Below are 22,438 nucleotides of genomic sequence, written 5' to 3'. Positions count from 1 at the left end.
CTTGATTAGGCTCAGTCGAGCAGGGGTTTTATATGTTTTTAAAAAGGAAATCATCGTCTTCGCTTAGCTTGATGCTTGAGCCTCGTTTGATGTTTGATGCGGCGGCCGTTGAGACAGCGATCACAACGGAATCTACCTCAATTGAATATGTTGATCAGTCGAGCACGGATGTTGGGGTAGATGGCGGCATTGATTTGTTAAAAGGCGCTAATGATCTGGTTTTTAGTGCAGATGGTAAATTTGCGTATTCGGTTCGTGCTGGTAATGACGATTCATGGGATCTTGAGGAGTACTCTTCCTCTGTTAGTGTTTATAGCGTAGAAGAAAATGGCACGTTAACGGCTATTGGTGCTGAATATAATCTTAGTGGTGAATTTAATTGGGATACGGCCGAATTCGATTCTACCCTTGATATCGATGGGTTAGCAGGTGCTTCAATTGTTCGTTTATCAGAGGATCAAAATTTTCTGTACGTTTATGGTGAGACGGACAATAGCATGGTGGTCTTCAGTCGGGATACGACAACCGGCGAATTGACCTTGCTAGGCAATACCGATCTTAGTGAATTTGGTATTGATAATACGACGACGTTTGTGGAAGACGTGACGGCATCCAATGGCTATTTGTATATTGCTGGAGCAGATAGTGTGTTTGTTTTGTCGACTCAAGGTGATGGCACTTTAAGTTTGGAGCATAGTTACAGTAACGAGACCGATGGTGTTGAGGGTCTAACTGGAGCGCGACGTTTATTAGTGAGCGAAGATGGCAGCACCATGTTTGTTGGTGGCAGTGGGGATGACAGTGTTTTAACGCTATTTTCCATTGAAGAAGATGGTGCGCTGACTTATATCAGTTCCGTAGAAGGCACGGCAAACGCTTATTATATTCAATCCATTGCTGTGTCTAGCGATGGTGAAACGATCTTTGCTTTGAATGAAGACAATGGCGCCAGTTTACTGACCATGGTCTTTGATGGCACAGATCTTGTCTTGAAAGATAGCTATGAAGTGTCTGCTGATGCACGAGATATCATTACGACAGAGGATGGGACTGGAGTCTTGGTGCTTGGTAATAACATTGATGTTTTTTCACAGAGTGGATCGACTCTGAGTAAGGTGAGTACTATTTATGGCAATAATAATGATTTAACAAGCTTTTCAGGAATTAAAACGGCGTCGCTAAGTGCTGATGGCTCTAAGTTGATCGTGGTGGGAGCTGATGCGGTTCGTACCTTTGAGTTTGCCGCGCCTTCAGTAAGTTATACCGAAGGCGGTGATGCTTCTGTTGTGCTTCCTAAGGGGTTAGTGAGTGATGCTGAGCTAGGTACTTTAGAGGACTATAATGGCGCCAGTTATACCTTTGCCCGTCAGTCTGGGGTTTTACCAGAAGACTCTTTTGATTTTATCGAAGCAAATGGTTTCGAGCTAACACGAACCGGTGATATTGAGTTTAATTACGAGAAGATTGCGACCTTTTCGGTGGTCGACAATCAACTGACGGTGACCTTTACATCGTCTGTCTCTCAGCAAGTAGTGACCGATGTCTTACGCCAAATTACCTATAGCAGTACCAGTAATGATCCCGTCGTTGGAAGTCGTTCTGTTGAATTTGTGGTGACGCTTGACGATGGTATTGGAAATGAAAGTACCCTTAATGTGACTACGCCCCTTGAAGTTGCTTTGCTTCCCACCGGTCTTGTCAGTGATTCTGAGTTGGATGCGTTAGACAACTACAATGGTGCTAGCTACCACATTGCTCGGGAATCTGGCGCTTCACCAGAAGATTCTTTTGGTTTTTTAGAGACTAATGGATTGACGCTTTCAGGTGACAAGATTGTCTTGGATAACAGCGAAATTGCCACCTTTGCACTCGTCAATAATGAGCTTACTGTAACCTTTACTTCTTCTGTTTCTCAGCAAGTCGCGCAAGATGTGTTGCGCCAAATTACCTACTTTAATACCAGCAACGATCCTGCTGCGAATGATAGTTCTCCCGTTTTTGTTATTACTCTAGATGACGGTGATGGAAATCAAAGTAAGACGAATGTCACGGTTGATTTAGTCGGCGTAAATAACCCAGCTACGCTAGAGACAACAGCGTTAACGCCTACCTATCACTTAGGTGATGACTATACCCCTCTATTTCAGAATACTTCCATCGATACGATAGAGGCTGATCAGCCCGTCAACCAAATTGTGCTCACGTTTGATAATGCAACCAGTGACGATGTGTTGAAGGTCGGTTCGGCAAAAATTAGTTTCGATTCAATGGGCTTTAAAAATATTAATGGATTTCAATATCGTTTAACACTTTTAGACAGTGGTGAGACAGAGGTTCTTATTTACCTTCCAGCCACTACCACTGCTGAAGAAGTGGCCAGTACCATAGATAGCATAACCTACAAATATAATGGTAGTGATGTGGGCGGTCAGAAAAATGTGACGCTCACCATTAATGAGAGAGTTGTTTCTGGCGACACAGGCGAAATATCGACCACCTTCAGTGAGGGGAATGCAGTTATTACCTTGGCTGCAGCAGAACAAGAAAACGAAGCCCCTAGCATGGCTAGTAGTGTTGATTCTGTCTCTTATACAGAGAACACTGCTGCTGTTCCTGTATTTACGGGTACGACGATTTCCGATACTCAAATGGACTCCTATAACGGAGGGCTAGGTAACTATCATGGGGCGACTTTGGTGGTCTCTGTGGACAGTGATTCATCCGATCATGTTTTGGAATTTACAGAAGAAAATGGTCTTTCCGTAGTAGGTAATGATTTACTTAAAGATGGTGTAGTGATCGGGAGCTTCCTAAACAAAGACGGTACGTTGACCATTACGTTTACAGAAGACAATGGATCAATTCCGACTACGTCGGATGTGCAAAATGCATTAAGCCAAGTTCAATACCTTAATGAGAGTGATTCCCCTGACGCTAAGGTTGATATAACAGCCACTTTAACAGATCAAGCCGGTTTGTCCGGTGAGCTGGTGATGCAAGTAAATGTTGTGCAGGTAAACGATGCGCCAACGATTGCGGAGGACCCTTTACTTTCAGTAGGTGATATTGACCTCATTGACTCGTTGAGTGAAATAGATGGATTAGGTGACATAACATCGTCTACCGTAACGAGTGATGGTAGTACTCTTTATGTCTCTGATAGTGCAGGTAATATCGCTGTTTATTTACGAGATACTGATACTGGAGAATGGGTCTATCAAGCAACACATGATGCGTTTAAAGATGTCGCTCCTGAAGTATTTGAAGGGCTTCCTACGACGGTGAGTGAAGTGGTCGTTTCATCGGATGGTCAATCACTTTATGTACTTTCTTCTAATAATAAAGGCAGTATTTTAACCGTATTGAGTGTGACTGAGACGCACGAACTTGTCTTAACTCAAACTCTCACTAATGGAGATGAAGCGGAGTTCTCTTTTAGTGAGATAAAAGAACTTGTTGTCTCAGAAGACGGTAAAAACCTTTATTTCTTTAACGCTGAGGGTTTAGCTGTAATGAGCCGCGATAGTGCTACAGGAGAGTTAACCTTTGTTGAAGAAATGAGCAATGATGCATGGAACGAGCCTTTCTTGTTTAACCCTAGCAGTATCACAGTGACAGACGACTATGTGTTTGTAACGGCTACTTTTACTGACAATACGTTAATTGTGTTGGAGCGAACTGATTCGGGGTTGGATTGGGTAGCGTATATACGCAATGGCTCTACCGATACCTTGGGTAGTACTGTCTCCATGAGTTCAATCAATCACATTGTTGCAACAGAAGACGGAAGCATTATTTATCTGATGAGTAATGAAGGTTTACAGACCTTCTCTTACGACGCTGATAATAAGCAATTGACATTTGTTAGTGTGCAAGAGCTTGCTGTCGATAATGTTACTGATGTTGCTCTTAATGAGGAAAACAATCAGCTTTATGTGCTGGCATCTGATGCTTCATTGGTACGTTATTTAGTGGGCGAAGATGGTGGACTGATTCTCATAGATACTGTTCAGCAGGCACCTTTGGGAAATGATGGTGAGCTTTCTGTACTCGAAGATGGCAGCGTATTTGTACAAGGCTCAGACCTTACTATTTATCAGGTCGAAACGGTAGAAGAGCCGAAATATGCTATAGGTGACGAGCCTGTGTTGGTTTTCCCTACTGCAGATGTATTTGATGTCGAGCTTAATCGTCTGGATAGCTACAGTGGTTTTAGTCTGACCATTAATCGTGCCGATGGTGATACCGAAGATCACTTTGGTTTGCTTGCAGGAGGCGATTTTTCTATTGATGGTGAGCGCTTGTTGTATTTGGGAAACGAGGTGGGGAGCTTGACGCAGAGTAATGGTGATTTGGTTATTACTATTACAAGCGCTCTTACCCAGTTTCAAGTCAACAGCTTGATTCGTAGCCTTACCTTTGAAAATGCTAGCCTTGCAGAAGATACGGTATTGAGTTTTTCCATGGTGGCTAATGATGGTACGGATGATAGTGAGGTTTTCACCGTTACAGTTGATGCTGTGGATAATGAAGAGCCTGTATTGTCTGATTTATCAAGTAACTATGCGCTGCCGACTGCGACTGTAGGTGTCCCTTTTTCTCTGGTTATTCCTGAAAGCTTAGTATTTGATGCGGATGGCGATGAGTTGAGTTGGTCTTTATCGGGTCTGCCTAGTGGCGTGGCCTTTGACCCAACAACATTGACTTTATCGGGTGTCACCAGCAGTACTGGTGAGTTTTCTTTATTGCTCACAGCATCCGATGTTTTTAATAAATCTGTGCAACTTACCTTATCCCTTGAGGTGGTCATGCCTGTCATTGATGAGCCAGTTATTAATGACCCTGTCGTTGAAGATCCTGTCGTTGAAGATCCTGTCGTTGAAGATCCTGTGGTGGATCTGCCTATCCCTGTGGTTGCGAATACCGGGCCGATTACCGATTTCAGTCCTGTGCAAGCGAATGACACCTTTGCAGAGAGCCAAGGAAGTCAGTCGAGCGGCTTTACTCGTTCGCAAATCAGTTCTGCTGTGCCATTGGTAAGTACACCTGTGTCTTCTAATGCGGTTGAAGTGTCCGTTAGTCAAGTGTCGACACCGAGTTTTAGTGATAATGCAACAGTCAGTGCTTCCTCTTTTAGTACTTTACCTGTCGAGCCCTTTGTACAGGCGTCTGTGACCTTCTCAGCATCGGCTGACAATGCTCAATACTCCCTCGTAGACAGTGTCTTATCCATTGAAGAAAAGCAGATCGATTCTGTTTCCATGGCGGATGGCTCGGCGTTACCGGAAGGGGTAACGTTCGACGCGAAGACGTTGCAGTTGAACGTGAGTAAAGGGGCCTTAAAAGCCGGAGAAACTTTAGAGCTGCAAATCTTGGTGACAGACAAGGAGGGCAATCAATCTCTTGTTCCTTTGGTATTAGACGTTCAGGGGGAGGCAGATACGACGGCTTTGCAAGGCAGTTCTGAAGCAACAGACAACCAAGAGACTTCTGCAGGGAAGGCGGTCGAAGGTGCAAATGCTGCGGCAGCGTTAACCCAGCAAGTGAAAGCGGCAAGCCAATTAGCGGTGGCTGAAAAGAGCCGTCAGTTACTTGCCGAGTTATCGGCTAATTAGGCCGCCAGGTATTTATTTCTATTCAGCAACTTTTTAGAACCCAATAGTAAGGTTTTGATGTGAACAAACGACAAGCAGTAGTTAAGACTAAAAGATTTCAGCGCTCTCTATTCGGTGGTTTATTGGCGGTCAGCTTAAGCGCCTGTTCGGTAACGCCAACGGCCATTACGTTGGATCAGAAAATGGCGCTGGTGGCCGCAGACCGTGAGGCCATGTTTAGCAATCAAGAACCTATTTCTAAGGCCATTGGTTTAGAAGAGGCGATGGCCCGTGCGGTGAAATACAATTTGCAAGAACGCCTAGCGTTAATGGAAAAGCTAGCCGAAGAGAATGTGCTGGATCTGCAACACTTTGATATGTTGCCCAAGGTGGCGGCCAACGCCGGTTGGACAACCCGTGATAGTGAATCAGCCTCATCGAGCAAATCTGTGTCCACGGGGGCTCAATCCTTGGAGTCGTCGACCAGTCAGGATAAGTCGGTCAGTACGGCAGATCTGAGTGTGTCATGGAATATATTAGACTTCGGTATTGGTTATTTCGGCTCTAAAGCGCAAGCCAATAATATTCTGGCGGCTGAAGAGCGCCGTCGTAGTGTGGTGGCCGATATTATTCAAAAAGTGCGCAGTGCCTATTGGGACGCGGTGACCGCTCAGCAGTTACAACCTGTGGTGAAGGCCACTTTGCAAGAAGCCTATGATGCCTTAGAAAAAGCAAAGCAAACCGAAAAGGAGCGCCTGATTGCGCCGCTTGATGCGCTTAAGTATCAGAAAAGCTTGTTAGAAATGATTAGCCGCTTAGAAACCCTTGAAGGGGATTTGTCGGCATCGAAAGCACGCTTAGCGGCTCTTATGAACTTGCCACCGGCGACGCGTTATCAGCTGGTGGAGGAGAAGGTATTACCTACTAGTCTGCATTATTCTCTCGAAGATCTTGAAGCCATGGCCATGGTAAATCGTCCAGAAATTAATGAGGAAGCCTACCGCGCCCGTAATGTGGCCTTGGACACGCGCTCTGCGCTGATGCGCCTATTACCCGGGGCTTCCTTATTTGTTGGCTCGCACTACAGCAGCAACAGTTACTTAGCGAATAACGATTGGGCGGATGCCGGGGTTCAGGTGAGCTGGAATCTATTAAATGTATTCTCCTATTCGGACATCAAACGTCTAGGAGAAACGAAGCAATCGGTGGCCGATTTACGTCGCCAAGCTTTACGTATGGCGGTGCTAACGCAGGTGAATATTGCTTGGCAACAATATAGTCAAGCCAACAATCAATTCGAACGTACCTCTGAATTGCTTAGAGTGCAGAACGCCATCCTTAAACAAACCTCTGGCGCTTATCAAAACAATGCTCAGTCTTTGGTGGAGCGGGTGCGCATGACGACCGAAAGTGTGTTGGCGACCCGCAGTCGTGACCGTAGTTTTGCACAAATGCAAAATGCCTATGGTGCTATTTTTCAGGCGGCCGGATTAGATCCATTGCCAGAGCAAGTCGCTGACCATAGTGTAGAAACTTTAACGCAAGCCATCAGCGCGCAGAGTCGTTTACTGGATGAAGGGCAAGTGGCTGATTTGTCTTCTTTGCCTGCCTCTCAATTGGCGTCTTTGAATGTTCCTGTCGACACTAACCTATTGCGGCCTGTGGTGAATCAAGTGAACAAAAATATTAACGCGCAAGATGCTTGGCAAAGTTTGGGGTCTCTACAGGAAGTTCAAATGAAGGACTATACCTATCAATGAGGCGCTTTTTAGGTCATAGATTGTGTGTTTGTCTAGTCGGTAGTTTGATCATGGTGGCTCAGGCAAGGGCCAGCGAGACAGTGGATGAGGCGTCGGGAGAGTCGTCGTCCATTCGTGTTCAGCTTAAAGCCAAAGATCAGATGGTATTGTCCAGTCAATTATCAGGGCGCATTAAAACCTTGGCATGGCGAGAGGGGCAGACTTTTAAAAAAGGCCAACTGTTGGTGAATTTCGACTGTGCAATTTATCGCGCCAAGCTTAACTATGCGCTGGCGGCGGAAACCGCAGCGCAGAAAAAAAAAGCCATTGCTCAGCGCTTGGATAACCTCCAATCCATCAGTGTGATGGAGGTAAGCCAAGCGGAATCGGACCTGATTATGGCAAAAGCAGAGCGTCAGATTGGTGACGTCATGGTAAAGCGTTGTGCGATTAAGGCGCCGTTTTCTGGTCGTGTATCGGAGCGACTGGTTGAGCAAGGGGAGTTTGTTTCAGAAGGTGAGCCGTTATTAGATATTTATGATAATCGTGCTTACGTGGTTGAGCTTATTGTGCCTTCGAACTGGGTGCGCCGCATCAAGGTAGGTGATGCCTTTAAAGTAAAGTTGGACGAAACGGCACAAGAATACCCGGCCAAAGTGACGCGTCTTGGGGCTGTTATTGACCCCCTTAGTCAGTCATTTTCTGTGTTTGGTCAAATTACCTCTAAAGAGCAAAACCACTTGCTACCCGGTATGAGTGGTAGTGCCTTATTTGCCCATCAAGTAGGCGCGTCGCCATGATCCAAACGGCTAGTCAACAAGTGGCTTCAGCTCGAAATGACTCTGTTGAGCTTGCTTTGCTTGACCTGTTACAGCTGGAGGAAAACGTCCGTGCTGTTAATACATTGGATGAGTTGCAATTTCTTTGTCTAAATGACACGCGATTGTTGCTCGAATACCGTCAAAGTTTGTTATGGCGCAGTGATACCCGTCGATTAGTCGGTGCCTCGGGGTTAGTGGATATTGATGCTAACTCCCCTTTTTGTACTTGGGTGAATGCCCTGTGCCGTGGCGTTGCCGAGCTTGATAAAGCCGAGCGTATTCATCGTATTGACCCACAAACCATGGAAAGCGACGATGCTGAGCGCTATGCCGAATATTTTCCCTCTCATCTGATTTGGTTGCCGATCAAGAATTCGGATGGCAAGTTAATCGCTGCTCTATTGTTAGCCAAGGATGAAGAGGTCAGTCTTCGTGAAAAGCGTTTGTTGAGCTTCTTACTGGGGAGTTATGGTCATGCTTGGCAAGGGTTTATTCGACAGCGTCGTTTTTCGGTTAAAGGTAAGAAAACGGCGCGTTGGTGGTTGGCTGCTGCGGTATTGATGGCTTTGATTATGCTGATTCCGGTGCGCCAATCTGTGGTGGCCCCTGCGGATATTGTGCCGTCTTTGCCGCATATTGTGCGTGCACCAATGAATGGGGTAGTGGATAAAATCTTGGTGAAACCCAACCAGTTGGTGGTGGCTCAGCAAGAGATAGTGCATCTAGATGCCCGTGAGTTACAGCAAAGGCTAGCCAGCGCACGACAAGCTTATGATATCAGTCAGGCTGAGTTAAGAATGGCGCGCCAGCAGTCTTTTGTGGATGAACGTCGCAAAGCCACCTTGGCGGTGTTGGAAGGGAAGCAGGCCCAAGCCAAGTTAGATCTTGTCTATTTACAAAAGCAGTTAGAGCGCACCGTGTTGCGTGCCCCCCATGATGGCGTGGCAATTTTTGATAGCCAAGGTGATTGGCTAGGCAAACCCTTGTCCTTAGGTGAGGCTATCATGACGATTGCCGACCCCAAAGATACGGCTCTAGAAATTTCTTTGCCCTTGCAGGATGCCATCGATTTGGCAATAGGTTCGAGCGTACGGTTATTTCTAAACAGTGATCCATCGAATCCCATTGATGCTGTGCTAGAGAGCATGGCTTATAAAGCCACCCCGACTCAGGATGGCCAATATGCCTTGCGGCTCAAAGCTCAGTTTGTGCAACAGGATGGGCGCATTCGCTTAGGTAAGAAAGGACTGGCTAAATTGTACGGTGAGGATACCAATGTATTTTATTATCTGTTCCGTAAGCCGCTTTCTGAATTGCGTATTTGGTTGACTTGGTAGTATGGGCATCCGCGTAATGGGGCGTTCACAAGCGACTCAAGCCATCACAACAAAGCAATCAGAATCGACCGCCGACTCATTAGGTGAGCTCAGGGATGAACTACGTTTGTTCGAAGGGCCAGCGGCATTGTCCGGTGCGCCCACTTGGACGATAGAAGACCCGCTGAATGGGCGTTTTTACCGTTTAGGTTGGTTAGAGATGGAAATGCTCGCCCGCTGGCATCTGGACAGCGTCGAAGCGATCCAGCAGGACATTCAGTCGTTCACCACCCTGCAGGTAGAGCAACAAGAGATTCAACAGTTTGCACGTTTTTTGACCGTCCATCACCTGCTAAAGGTCACGGGCGAGAAAGCGCTCAAGGGTTTGTCAGAAGAGAAGCTGCGAGGCAAAGTCAGCCCTTTTCGTTGGTTGTTAAAGCATTATTTATTTTTACGGGTGCCAGTTTGTAGCCCAGATCGCTTTCTTCAGCGTACCTTGCCTATTGCACGCTTTTTCATCAGCAAGGTTTTCTTTTGTCTGACACTCATGGCGGCTCTTATGGGGGGCATATTAGTCAGCCATCAGTGGGATGCCTTTCGTCATACCTTTTTGTACTTTTTTTCCTTTGAAGGCGTCGTCATGATGGGGGTGGCGTTGTTTTTGACCAAGCTACTGCATGAATTAGGGCATGCTTATTCCTGTAAGTTTTTTGGTGGTCGAGTGGCGACCATGGGAGTGGCTTTTTTGGTGTTATGGCCTGTGCTCTATACCGATACTTCCGGCTCTTGGCGTTTAAAAAATAAGTATCAGCGTATGATGATTGGTGCCGCCGGAGTATTAGTCGAAATGGTGGTCGCTGTTTGGGCCATTTTTCTGTGGAGCTTTTTAGCCGATGGCATATGGCGCAGTTTGGCCTTTATGTTGTCGACCACCTGGGTGCTTTCTTTGCTTATTAACCTCAGTCCTTTTATGCGCTTTGATGGGTATTTTCTGTTGTCAGATTTTTTGGCTATGCCAAACCTGCAACAGAGGGCGTTTGCCTATACTCGTTGGCAGCTTAGGGAGTGGTTGTTTGGCTTTAGAGAGGCGCCGCCAGAAGTTTTTACGGCCACCATGCGTAAAGTGCTGTTGTTGTATTCCGTGGGAACGTGGCTGTATCGCTTGCTGTTATTTGTGGGCATTGCCCTAATGGTTTATCACTTTGCCTTTAAAGTGCTGGGAATCGTGTTGTTCGCGGTAGAGATGTTGGTGTTTGTGCTCTTGCCCGTGTTGAAGGAAGTGAAAGAGTGGTATGCAAGAAGGTCGAATATGTCGATGAATAAAAATACTCTGCTGAGTGCGAGTGTGTTGCTTGTCCTGGTGTGTCTCGTTTTTATCCCGTGGCGTGGTGAGGTGTCGGCGGCGGCGATTTTACGGGCAGAGCAACAGTCATTGATGTTTGTTCCCGAGGGCGCTCAGTTGGTTGAATTGAATGTGGTGCAAGGGGCCTCGGTGAAACAGGGTCAGCGCTTATTTCGTTTTGCTTCGCCAGATTTGCAACGGGAGTTTCAATCTCTGGAACAGCAGCGCGTGTCTTTAGAAAAGCAAATCAAGGTAAATCAGTTCGATAAGCAAGCCTCCTCTAGCTTGAGAGTGGTGCGAGAAGAGCTGGTATCGCTACAGGCGCGTTTGCTGGCGTCTTCCCAGCGTATGGCTGATTTATCTGTGGTAGCACCGTTTGATGGTGTAGTGGCAGATTTATCTGAGCAGTTTGCTGTGGGCAGCTGGTTGTCGGCTGGAGAGTGGTTAGGAACGGTCGTTGGTCAAGGGGGCAATCTAGTCGAAGCCTTTATTGAAGAGAGGGATGTTGCACGTATCAAAACAGGCAATCTAGCGCGATTTGTGCCCGAGAATGTGTCTTACCCTGAGGTCATTGTGCGCCTAGATAGGATAGAGCAAACTGTGGTGAAGCGGTTGTCTTCTGCGCCAGAGCTGGCCTCTTTGTATGGTGGGAAGATCGCAACGAATAATGTGCCAGGCGATTCGCTTCCCCACCCTGAAAAAGCTCTGTATCGTGTTTCTTTAACACCAATCAAGGGTGGTGACTCACTCTCGCCGAGCTTTGTGATGCGTGGTCAGGTGGTGGTAGAGGCCGAACCACAGAGTGTGGCGAGTCGCATCTGGCAGGGTGTGTACTCGGTATTGATACGAGAAGCTTCGTTTTAATTAATCTGGTTGGATGGCAGCTTTATACCGACGCTGAGCCCTGGGTGGGTGTTTTTCAAAGTGAGTTCCCCGTGGTGCAGGGCGACGATGGCATTGATTAGGGTTAGCCCTAAACCATGGCCAAAGACGTCACTTTTGGTGGTGAGACGTTTAAACCGCTGAGTGACTAGGCCCTTACTGTCTTCCGGTATGCCTTTGCCTTGATCCACAACGCTGATGTAGGTTCCACCTAGCCGAGACTCTATATTTAGGGTGATTAGCTGGCTTTCTGGTGCGTATTTTATGGCGTTGTCGAGTAGGTTGGCAATGGCCTGAAAAATCAATATTTTGTCGGCGTAAAAGCAGTACTTTTTGCTAGCATTAATCTGTATCTGAATGTCATGTTGTTCGGCCAACGGGGCATAATATTCGTAGGCATCATGCAAGATGTCGTAGGCATTTATTTTGTCCTTGGTGAGGCTGACTTGGCCTGTTTCGACTTCAGAAAGCCGCATGATAGAACGGAACAAGACTTGAATCTGCTCGGTTTCCTTGATGGCGTGGTCTAATTCTTCTAACTCACTTCCTTCTACCTTTTCAGAGATATTGACTAGGCGGTGCTGGAGGCGTGTCATTGGTGTTCTTAGCTCATGAGCCACATGGCTGGTGATAGTACGAACTTCTTCCATTAGCTTCTGTGTGCGAGCTAAGACCTGATTGGTTTCTTTGCTTAAGCGGCCAAATTCATCGCCGTTGTTCTTGTAGTTTACCCTGACGTTATGTTTGCCACTGGCGTACTCTTCTAGGGTTTTTAAAATGTGGTTGACCCTAGATAGGTTGTGCAAACTAAAAGGCAAGCTGATAAGCAAAATAGACAACTGGATGGCCAGCAGTCCCGCTCCTGTCATCAATGGAATAATGCGGGTTTGTTGTATCATAGGACGCACGTCATAGGCATTAAAATAGAGGCCCCCATCCGCGAGGGGAACCAGTAAGCCAAGTAACTCTATCTGTTCATTTTTTAAGGTTATGATAGCCGGTTTTTTGACGTCGTCATGGGTGAGGTTATGAAGTTGTTGTTCTGATAACTTGCTGTTATCACCATACAAAAGAGAGCCATAATCGTCGAAAATGAAAGAATAATGGTTTTTTCTTTGGTCTTCTTCTTGGTGGTTTTTAAGTCTTTTTACTAGGGTATGACTGTCTTTTGCTAGGCCGTGATGTTTTTGGTGTTCTAGGTTTTCAAAAATCATGCCTCGCACATGGCTTTTCATGATGCTTTCTAGAATATGGTCACAAACCAAAATCGCAGCGGAAGAAATTAATAGACAAATAAATGCAATGGTTGCCGATTGCCGAAAGCTACTGCTGTGCAATAAAGACCGAATAGACACAGAGTTATCCTAATGCGTAGCCCACTGAGCGTATGGTGCGAATAATGGGGTTTTTAGAGCCTCCATCCAGTTTGTTTCTGAGTTTGGAAAGGTGCACGTCTAAAACATTGGTTTGCGGATCAAACTGATACCCCCAGGCTTTTTCGAGCAGCATGCTTCTGGTGACCGTTTGTCCCGGGTGCTCCGCGAGAACATAGAGCAATTTGAATTCTTTATTGGTGAGATCAATGCGTTCACCGGAGCGTGTGACTTCATGAAGCTCCAGGTTGATCATCATGTCTTTGATTTTGATAAGGTTGCTTGAGGCGACTTTTTTCGTTCGGCAATACAGGCGTTCCAAGCGTAAAAGCAACTCGGTAAAATCAAAAGGTTTCCCTAGATAATCGTCTGCACCGGCTTTTAGACCTTCAATTCTGTCTGATATTTGGTCATTGGCCGATAAGATAAGGACGGGAGGGTGAGGGTCTGATCCCAATGTATTGAGTACTTCTATACCATCCACTTTTGGTAAAATCCGGTCGAGTAAGATGACATCAAATACCTCGTTTTTAATGAACTTTAGTGCATCTTCTCCATTATCAACTAGCTTGCAACTGTGTCCAGATGCATGCAGCTTGCTGTTGATCCAATGACTAACTGAGACATCATCTTCAACAATTAAGATGCGCATGGTTTTTACTACTCCATAAGTTGAGAAGTGATTGTGTGAGATGTTAAAGCCTATGACCGCGAACAGTATATACAATTGATAATCATTATCAATTAAGTTTTTCAATAATAGTTATTTCAATTTTTGTATATCTGGATTGATAAATTCTTATTGTTCTCTACCCCACTCTAATCTCCCCATCCTAACAATCAGTGCCTAAAGAGCCAGTTTCCTTTCATTAAGCATTCTTAATGCTTCACTGGTTGAATTGTTAATGAGAATCAATCTTAATGTGATGCCTTGATAAGGTCTGTTGAATAGATCTTGCTTAAATACTTTAGGGGATGGAGTTATGAAAAACAGTGTAAAGCGCTTTTTATCCGATGAGCGTGGTGTCACCGCAATTGAATACGGCATTTTGGCGGCTGCTATGGCCGCGGCTATTGGTGTGATTTTTGGTTCAGATGGTGTGTTTGTTACCGCGCTGAAAGATCGCTTTTCATCGATTGCAGAGCAAATTACGAATACCAATAACCCTGGTACTGAGTAACGCGAGACGTATTTATGGCAAGTGCTGTTGTCTGCTTTATGGCCATTTGGGTGATCTTTACTGACTTGTTTTATCGCCGCATACATAACCTGTTGATTATAGGTTTGATTGTTGGTTGGTGTGTGAGCTTGTTGGTCTCTGCTTGGTCAATGGGGTCTTATGATTCGGTCATCCAGAGTGCGTTATTGCGAGACGCCGGTTTTTCTTTGCTCGGAGCAGTATGCGTATTGGTGGTGGGGTTTGGTTTGTTTCTGGTGGGTCAAATGGGCGCGGGAGACGTTAAGTTGATGTCGGTTTTGTGTCTTTGGGTTGGCTATGACGATCAGCTTATTTTTTTGATTGTGACCGCTTTGGTGGGTGGCATGTTGGCCTTGTTTATGCCATTTGTGACCTTGCTTGAGTTTGGTGGTGCCAAATTGATCATGCAAATGACGAAAAAATTCCCGCGTTTTAACATTCCTCCGCCGATTGTATTTTCCCATGAAAACGTCAAGGGATTGCCATACGGTTTGGCTATTTCTGCAGGGGCTATTTATACATTGATTAGCCCATTTTCTTACTAATTCTACGGTTGTTGTTATGAAAGCTTCGTCTGTTTTTTTTATTTCTGCCGCCTTGGTGTTTGCCTTGGGTGGGGCGCTCTTGGTGAGAGTTTTGATGATGTCGCCGCCAGCGGCACCTTCTGTAACCAAAGCGCCTGAGGTTGTGCCAGCTGCCCCTGCACCATCCTATTCTCCTGTGTTAGCGGCGGCGAAGGACCTAAAGCCGGGTGATTTTTTAGATGGTTCTGCGGTTCGTTGGGTAGAGGCAGAGCAGGACTATTCGCCTCTTCGATATTTTCTTGAAGATAAAGATGACTTGAGCATGGTGTTTGGGGCAACGGTGAGAGAGCCGATTAAAAAAGGAGCGTTGCTTGATAATAACGCCATTGTGCATGCCGGGGAACCGGGCTTTTTAGCCTCTGTGCTTAAACCGGGTATGCGAGCGGTGGCGATACCCACCAATGCTGTGGCGAGTAATGCAGGCTTGGTGTCCGCTGGGGATAGAGTGGACGTTATTTTAGGGCTTAAACGTGATCAGGAAGCAAGTGGTGATGGCTCGGAAGGTGAGTTGATGCCGAAGCTCGCGTCACAGACCTTGCTGACGAATGTGCGAGTGTTGGCGTTGAATAATGTGGCGCGAGCTGGCATTCGTTTAAGGGCCCATGACAAGGAAGTAGAGGAAAAATCGAAAAGAGAATACTACGAAACCGTGACCTTAGAAGTGTCTGCTTTGGCGGCGGAACGGTTAGCCGTTGCCCGTGAATTGGGGACTTTGCAGTTGGCTTTACGCAGTGTGGAAGACGCCGCTGATGTCAGTGGTTTAACGGCAGCCGCGGCGGTGCCTATGGACAATGATTCTGGTGTCACCATGTTGGATCAGGTCACCAATATTTATAGCAGTCTTTATCCAAGTGTGGACTCTAACTCGGTGCTTATGTATCGCGGGGACTCAGTTCAAGCCTCTCAATAAGCTGTAAAAAAGTTAGGCGTTTTTGCTGACCTATTTTGGAATTTTTAAATGAAGTCTATTCGAGTGTTATTAAGCTTTTTCCTTCTCCTTGGTGGTTTCTCGCTATTCAATCAAGCGGCTAGTGCTGCGTCTTATGGGGGGAAGGATAAGGATGCGTTACGTCTTGATCTTGCAGAAGGTTTTCAACAAGTTGAAATAAATCGAACGGTGGATTTGACGGTCAATGAAGGCAAGTTGCTTACTTTAACCGAAAAAGCCGCCAAAATATTGCTGGCAAACCCAGACATAGCAAGCTTTCAAGCCCCTTCGCAGAACAGTGTTTTTGTGTTTGCAAAACGCTTTGGAAAAACCACCTTGTACGCGTTAGATGAAAACGACAAGGTGATTCTCGCGGTCAACTTAAGGGTTGGTTACAACCTAGATAAGGTGAGCCAGTATGTGAATGCGGAAGTGCCCGGAGCAAAGATCAAACTAGGACCTTTGACGCAAGGTGGCTTGATTGTTAAAGGCATGGTCAAAACGCCGCAACAGGCGAAGGCGGTTATTAGCAGTTTAGAGTCTTATTTGGGCATTGATTCCTCTGCCGCTGGTGGCCCTCCTAGAGGACAAGGTGGTGGGCCGGCATTGCGCATTGTTAATCAAATGAAGGTGGAATTGTCAGCGCAGATTAATATTAGCGTGCGTATTGTCGAGGTGTCGCGCACCTTGAGCCGCTCTCTTGGTTTTAGTTGGGACGCCTTGTTTGATAATAACCAATCATTTTTTCGAAACGGCAGTAGTTTGTTTGATGCATCAAGCGGCGCCTTTACTGGAGGAGATGTGACCAATGCGGTACTTGGTTCATCTAGCAGTAACCTTGGTGGTGTGTTGTCAGCATTATCTTCTGATGGCATGGCAAGCATTTTGGCAGAGCCAAATTTGACAGCCATGTCCGGTGAAACAGCAGGTTTTGCGGCCGGTGGGGAAGTCCCTATCGTGATCGTGAGCAACAACAACGTTTCCATCGAATACAAGCAATACGGTGTCATCATGAGAATGACGCCTACCTTACTTTCCCCCAATCGAATCAGTTTACATATTGCCCCTGAGGTCAGTGACTTGAGCGATGTGGGCTCGGTTAACCTGTCTGGCAACATTATTCCAGCCTTCAAGGTGCGCCGTGCTGATACCACCGTAGAGCTTGCCAGCGGCCAAAGTTTTGCTTTAGGTGGCATGTTACGCAGCAGTATTAATCAAACCATAACTGGGGTGCCTGGATTGAGAAATATTCCTGGCTTAGGGCGCTTGTTTGAGTCTGAGGTGAACGAGAAAGAGGAAACTGAGTTGGTGATTATCGCCACGGCTTACGTTGTCGCTCCGACATCCCCCAACGATCTGCAAACACCGGGGGAAGGCATACAAGCACTGGATGCTACTTTACCTTCAATGGCGTCTGCCGGTTACTTGTATTAATAAATAGGTGGTTCCGTTATGCGTTTTATGATTTTTTCTGTGGTGTTTTTGCTGCTACTGAGTGGCTGTGATCACACGGTAAATAGATTAAGGGAAGACTCAAATGTGTTTGAACATGGGGTGAGCCGATCTTCTTCTGTGAAGCCGACCATGTCGTCTATTTCCTTGTCAGTGCAAGACACTGGAGGCCTTGATCAGCCTTCATTGCAAAGTTTGAATGCGTTATTGCGTAATCAAGGACGTTTGTCTAATCAGGTGATTCGCATTCAACCTTTGAGTGAAAAAGGTGAGCAGTTCGCACAGCGCTTAGAAGCTTCTCTTTTGGAGCTGGGGATGAACAAGAGCCATTTGACGCTCCTGCCATTGGTTTATCGGGTAAGCAAAACAGAATGGGATTTGCAGCTGACTTCTGAGGCGCTGGTGGTACTTAAGCCAGACTGTTCTATCGCGGATAAAACGACGTGGACAGTGAAGCCGTTTGATGCGGTGGGGCCATTGGGTTGTGCGAATCGCGCTAATATCGCGCAAATGGTAGTGAACCCAAGGGACCTTATGCGTCCGAGTGCTTTAGATGCGGGTGACGCAGTAACGGCGGTCGGTGCTGTGCAGCGTTATCAAGAAGGCGATACAACAGAATTGCTTGATATTGATTTTCAGGCGGATTAATCAGAGGAATGCATGATGAGTGATATGAATCCTACAGAGAGTGATGGACAGCAACCTCTTGTTGTTTTTTCGTCGAATGGCATTGAGTGCAAAGCTTTTGAAGAGAATCTAACGCGCTTGGGCTATGCCTCTGATTATGCGCTTGCGGGCGGTGTGACAGAAGCCATTGATTGGGTGAAATCCCATACTGTGCCCCCTTTATTATTTGTTGATATTGATGATGAAGCATCTCCCTTCGAAATGTTGGCAGAGCTAAGTGCCATTTGTGGTCCTGTGTGTAGCATAGTGCCATTTGGCAGTAAGCAAAGTGTCGATCTTTATCGTGCGCTATTAGCGAATGGCATGTTTGATTATTTAGCCAAGCCGGTTCCTTTGGATATGTTAGCAAATACTATTCAAGGTGCTGAAAAAGGCGCAAGGGAAGAGTCGCTAACCGGTAGAACCATAGCTGTGACGGGAGCTTCTGGCGGCGTAGGGGTGACTTTAGTCAGTGTTGGCTTGGCCAAATTGTTGTCTGAGAAGCGCCATTTGATGACGTCTTTGGTGGATTTCGACCGTAAAAATGGCGTCGCGGCCTTGATGTTAGGGCATCAAGGTGAAGCTGGTTTGGCGGGCGCTTTGAATGCCGACAATATTGATACAAGGCTGTTGCGTCGTTCTATTGGTAAGGCGGCTGAGCGCTTGTATCTGGTGGCACAACAGCCAGATTTTTATGCTGAAGAATTTGCAGACAGCACAAAAGTACTCGAATTGGGTGGTAGTTTATGTCGTATGTTCAATCAAGTGGTATGGGATCTTCCCGCCGCGAAGCCCCACGGTTCATTGGATGTGCTTTTGCATGCGCAAACACGCATTATTGTCACCGACTTTACTGTTACGGATGCCCGTAATACCTTGAGGTTGTTAAAGGAATTGGGGGATGAAACGTCAGGGCAGCGTATCTTATTAGTACACAATGATGCCCGTCATGCTGGTAAGTCCGTGATTACGCAAAAGGCCTTTGAAGACTTTGTTGGCCGTCAGGTCGATGTGCTTCTTCCCCATGTCGGGGTAAAAATGAACGCGTCTTTATTAGAAGGTAAGGTGTCTTTTGATGCCTGTCCTGAGTTAGTAACTCCCCTATTAAAACTCGCGGATCTGGCTTGTGGCAGACCTCCTGAGGCAGAGCAAGGTAAGCCTGTCGGCATAGTAAAGCGTATTGTTGATTTACTAAAACCGAATAAAAATCCTACTTTGAAATTTAAGAGGGATTGATTGTGATTATTAAGCAATCGACTAAGCGAACCCCTACCCGTACAAAAATAGCGGTTGAGGTAGGCGAACCGACAGAAGAAAATTCGCGCCAAGCTTCCCGTTCTATTGGGCTTAATCAAGCGGATACTTTGAGCGCTAAGAATAAGCGCCTGATCCGTGATCATTTGTATGAGCAAATTGACCCAGTCAAAGCGGCTTCCTTAAGCCATGACCGTCTGCGTAGTCAGATAGACATTATGATTCGCAGTATTTGCGATGAGCATCGTCTACAGCTTTCCCTTGAAGAGGAAGCGTCGGTTTGCAATGACATGTTTCATGAGATGGTGGGGATCGGCCCCATCGAACCCTTGCTTGCCGATAACTCGGTCAATGACATATTGGTCAACGGAGCGGGTCAGGTGTTTGTTGAGCGCTATGGCAAATTAGAATTGTCTAACGTGCGCTTTATTGATGAAGAGCATGTGTTGAACATTGCCCAGCGCATTGCCGCTGCCGTGGGGCGGCGGATTGATGAAACTCAGCCCATGGTGGATGCACGTTTAGCGGACGGTAGCCGAGTGAATATTATTACCCATCCGTTGGCGATTGATGGCACCACCATTTCTATTCGTAAGTTTATGCGCCGCAACATGTCGTTAGAGATATTGGCGGAGCGTGATGCCTTGTCCGCTGAGATGGTCGATGTGCTACGCCGTGGCATGCAGGCCAAGCTGAATATTATTGTTTCGGGCGGAACGGGAGCGGGCAAAACCACTTTGCTGAACGCCTTATCGCAGAAGATAAGCGATGAGGATCGTATTATTACCATTGAGGATGCGGCGGAACTGCAGTTACAGCAGGCCCATGTGGTGCGTCTGGAAACTCGTCCAGTGAGTGCAGAAGGCACGGGTAAAATTGATCAACGGGATTTGGTGCGCAATGCTTTACGTATGCGTCCAGACCGTATCATTTTGGGTGAGGTTCGTGGTGGCGAAAGCTTTGATATGTTGCAGGCGATGAATACCGGTCACGATGGTTCCCTTTGTACGGTCCACTCTAATACCCCCCGTGATGCCATTATGCGTTTGGAAAACATGGTGATGATGGCCAGTATGCAATTGCCCCTTGAAGCCATACGCCGTCAAATAGCCAGCGCGGTGAATTTGATTGTTCAGGTTGAACGTATGCGTGATGGCTCGCGTCGTATTGTTTCCATTACCGAAGTTTGTGGAATGGAAGATGATGTGATTCAAACCCAAGAACTGTTTGCCTTTCGCACTGACTCGTTTGACCAGCGAGGTAAGGTGGTGGGGGAATTTGTTTCTTCTGGTCAGCGACCTAACTTTTATATCAGTCATGCTCATTTCTTTGAGGAAACAATATAAATGAATGATGTCGTCAATTTGCTCACTTTAGTGGTGTTTTTAGCCATACTATTTTTGTTTTTGTTTGTGCGCAGTATAAATGGGGCTCGCCGCAGAGAGAAAGAATCGCAGGCTTACCTTCAAACCTTGAAAGGTCAAATACTGGGTGAGATGAGTGCCACATCAGCGGAAAAGTCGGATGACTTAAGTCGTCAAATTGATGAGCTATTTTTATCTAAATTGCCCGTTTTAGGTAGCAGCATTGAACGCTTTTGGATGGACTTGTCTTTGCTTGGTTGGCAAAAAAACTGGCGTTCTAGGGTGGTATTATTGGCGGCACCTTGTCTTCTTCTTGGCTTTACCTTGGGCAAGGATAGCTTGTCTCCATTGGGATTAAGCTTTGCCCTTGCTGCGCTATTTTTTGGTCTTCTGGTGTTTTTACTGTATCGCAATGCGATGGCTAAACATTTAAAAGAATTTAGACAAAACTTACCTCAATCGATTGACTCTATTGTACGTGTGGCAAGAGCTGGGGTACCAGTGACTAATGCCTTTAATCTCGTCTCTGAGAGTCTACCCGGTCCTTTAGCAAAGGAGTTTTCTCTGATTGATAGCTGGTTGCAATTAGGTGTGCCACTGCGTCAGGCGATGCAAGACTCTGCCGCTCGCGTCCCGCTTAATGAATATCGATTTTTTGTGGTTATCTTGATCATAAATCAGGAAACAGGTGGGCGTTTAAGTGACACCTTAGAACGCTTGTCGGTTACCCTTAGGGAACGTCAAGAGCTGGCGCTTAAAATTCGTGCTAAGACCTCTGAAGTAAGGGCCTCAGCCGTCATTGTTGCTAGCCTTGCGCCCTTGTCTTTGGCTTATATGTATTTCAATTCTCCAAACGATTTTCAATTTTTGTTGAACGACCCAACGGGTAACAGTGTGTTGATGTATGCCTTTGGCAGTGTCGCATTCGGTTTGGGCATTACGCACTTTATGATTAGGCGAGTAATTCGATGAACAATGAAGCTTTGCTGTTGATATTCTCAGGCGTTATTTTGTGCTTCTTAGGGCTGGTGCTATTGGGCATGTATTTTCGCACTAAAACCAAAACTCTGCATGACATATTGAATCCTGAAGGGGAAAAGGAAGATCAACTCGCGCTGGATGTTGATGCCATTTTGTATGGCAAGGATGCGAAAAAAAGCCGTTTTCAGCATTTTTTAGCGCCATTTGAAAAAATAGGGGTTGAATTAGCCGGCACGGAAAGTGATCGAATGGCGACCCGTAAGTTACTGTCGATGGCAGGTTTTCGACGTCGACAGGCATTAGGTTTATTTACTATTAGTAAATATCTGTTAGGAATCGTCGGTATTGTCGTGTATTTATTTGCTGTTCTAGAGCCGGGTAAGCGCATGGGGTTGAATGGATTAGCGGGCAGTTTGATGATTTTATTCTTCAGCTCTTTCTTTGTTGAAGTATGGATGAAGATGCGCGCAGCCAGCCGTGGCGGACGTTTGTCTGGTAGCTTGCCTGATGCGTTGGACTTGATGGTAATTTGTGCTGAAGCAGGTTTGCCATTAGGCCGAATATTTAAAACCGTCTCTAAGGAATTGGCTTTTTCTGCCCCAGAGTTGGCGGAAGAAATAGGTCACACCTATGCAGAGTTGCAATTACTCAGTGATAGAACAAAAGCCCTATTGAACCTATCCGAGCGTTGTGGCGTGGATAACGTTGAGGCCATGGTATCAACCCTGATACAAGCTGAGCGTTATGGTACGCCCTTATCACAAGCACTGAGAACGATTTCGGAGGAAAGCCGAACTCGTCTGGTGCTTGATCTCGAGGAAAAGGCAGGCAAGCTCCCCGCGCAGCTTAGTGTTCCGCTAATGGCATTTATATTGCCACCTGTTATTGCCATGATGGGAACCCCCGCCATGGTGCGAATTATTCGTCTCTTGGGCAATTAATC

Annotated in this window: 16 protein-coding genes; 14 read left to right on the top strand and 2 right to left on the bottom strand. The window is 46.3% G+C overall.

Features of this window, described 5'->3' with window-relative positions; all coding sequences use genetic code 11:
* The first annotated feature begins 32 nt into the window (after positions 1-32).
* The 5 genes from I8J31_RS00530 to I8J31_RS00510 are packed head-to-tail and all read left to right on the top strand — an operon-like array spanning position 33 to position 11,676.
* Positions 33-5,615, top strand: a complete 5,583-nt coding sequence (locus tag I8J31_RS00530; RefSeq protein WP_199466235.1) for a beta-propeller fold lactonase family protein — start codon at positions 33-35, stop codon at positions 5,613-5,615.
* Between the two features lie 59 nt (positions 5,616-5,674).
* Complete coding sequence (locus I8J31_RS00525; RefSeq protein ID WP_325101152.1) at positions 5,675-7,354, top strand: TolC family protein; 1,680 nt, start codon at positions 5,675-5,677, stop codon at positions 7,352-7,354.
* Positions 7,351-8,133 carry an efflux RND transporter periplasmic adaptor subunit gene (locus I8J31_RS00520; RefSeq protein WP_199466234.1) on the top strand — a complete coding sequence of 261 codons (783 nt, stop codon included), beginning with the start codon at positions 7,351-7,353 and terminating at the stop codon, positions 8,131-8,133. The genes I8J31_RS00525 and I8J31_RS00520 overlap by 4 nt, the downstream gene beginning before the upstream one ends.
* Positions 8,130-9,491, top strand: coding sequence for an efflux RND transporter periplasmic adaptor subunit (locus I8J31_RS00515; RefSeq protein ID WP_199466233.1), 1,362 nt, complete (start codon positions 8,130-8,132; stop codon positions 9,489-9,491). Before I8J31_RS00520 ends, I8J31_RS00515 begins: the two co-directional genes overlap by 4 nt.
* Positions 9,492-9,507: 16 nt before the next feature.
* Entirely contained in the window at positions 9,508-11,676 is a 2,169-nt protein-coding gene (locus I8J31_RS00510; RefSeq protein ID WP_199466232.1) for an HlyD family efflux transporter periplasmic adaptor subunit, read from the top strand.
* Here I8J31_RS00510 and I8J31_RS00505 read toward each other — a convergent pair.
* The gene (locus tag I8J31_RS00505; protein ID WP_199466231.1) at positions 11,673-13,049 is read right to left on the bottom strand and encodes a sensor histidine kinase; all 1,377 of its coding nucleotides are present in this window, start codon (positions 13,047-13,049) and stop codon (positions 11,673-11,675) included. The two genes, I8J31_RS00510 and I8J31_RS00505, sit on opposite strands and share 4 nt — an antisense overlap.
* A 4-nt stretch (positions 13,050-13,053) precedes the next feature.
* The gene (locus I8J31_RS00500; protein ID WP_199466230.1) at positions 13,054-13,719 is read right to left on the bottom strand and encodes a response regulator transcription factor; all 666 of its coding nucleotides are present in this window, start codon (positions 13,717-13,719) and stop codon (positions 13,054-13,056) included.
* 331 nt (positions 13,720-14,050) lie between these two features.
* Here I8J31_RS00500 and I8J31_RS00495 point away from each other — a divergent pair, with 331 nt between their 5' ends.
* From I8J31_RS00495 to I8J31_RS00455, 9 genes are read left to right on the top strand one after another with little or no spacing between them, the layout of a single operon-like run.
* Positions 14,051-14,248, top strand: a complete 198-nt coding sequence (locus tag I8J31_RS00495) for a Flp family type IVb pilin (protein WP_199466229.1) — start codon at positions 14,051-14,053, stop codon at positions 14,246-14,248.
* Positions 14,249-14,262: 14 nt separating this feature from the next.
* Positions 14,263-14,811, top strand: coding sequence for an A24 family peptidase (locus I8J31_RS00490; protein WP_199466228.1), 549 nt, complete (start codon positions 14,263-14,265; stop codon positions 14,809-14,811).
* Positions 14,812-14,827: 16 nt separating this feature from the next.
* Entirely contained in the window at positions 14,828-15,760 is a 933-nt protein-coding gene (gene cpaB, locus I8J31_RS00485; RefSeq protein WP_199466227.1) for a Flp pilus assembly protein CpaB, read from the top strand.
* Between the two features lie 48 nt (positions 15,761-15,808).
* Positions 15,809-17,212, top strand: a complete 1,404-nt coding sequence (locus I8J31_RS00480; RefSeq protein WP_199466226.1) for a type II and III secretion system protein family protein — start codon at positions 15,809-15,811, stop codon at positions 17,210-17,212.
* Between the two features lie 18 nt (positions 17,213-17,230).
* Positions 17,231-17,878 (top strand): CpaD family pilus assembly lipoprotein, encoded by a 648-nt coding sequence (locus I8J31_RS00475; protein WP_199466225.1) that lies wholly within the window; start codon positions 17,231-17,233, stop codon positions 17,876-17,878.
* A 15-nt stretch (positions 17,879-17,893) separates the two neighbouring features.
* Positions 17,894-19,132, top strand: coding sequence for a CpaE/TadZ family protein (locus I8J31_RS00470; RefSeq protein WP_199466224.1), 1,239 nt, complete (start codon positions 17,894-17,896; stop codon positions 19,130-19,132).
* A 2-nt stretch (positions 19,133-19,134) separates the two neighbouring features.
* Entirely contained in the window at positions 19,135-20,496 is a 1,362-nt protein-coding gene (locus I8J31_RS00465; protein WP_325101151.1) for a TadA family conjugal transfer-associated ATPase, read from the top strand.
* Entirely contained in the window at positions 20,497-21,486 is a 990-nt protein-coding gene (locus I8J31_RS00460; protein WP_199466223.1) for a type II secretion system F family protein, read from the top strand.
* A complete protein-coding gene (locus I8J31_RS00455; protein WP_199466222.1) occupies positions 21,483-22,436 on the top strand; it encodes a type II secretion system F family protein in 954 nt (317 codons plus the stop codon). Before I8J31_RS00460 ends, I8J31_RS00455 begins: the two co-directional genes overlap by 4 nt.
* Positions 22,437-22,438: the final 2 nt, after the last annotated feature.

Source organism: Marinomonas transparens, assembly GCF_016463975.1.
In the GTDB taxonomy this organism is placed as follows: Bacteria; Pseudomonadota; Gammaproteobacteria; order Pseudomonadales; family Marinomonadaceae; genus Marinomonas; species Marinomonas transparens.
The sequence above is the reverse complement of the archived record's forward strand: the minus strand, read 5'-3'. Positions and strand labels throughout refer to the sequence as shown.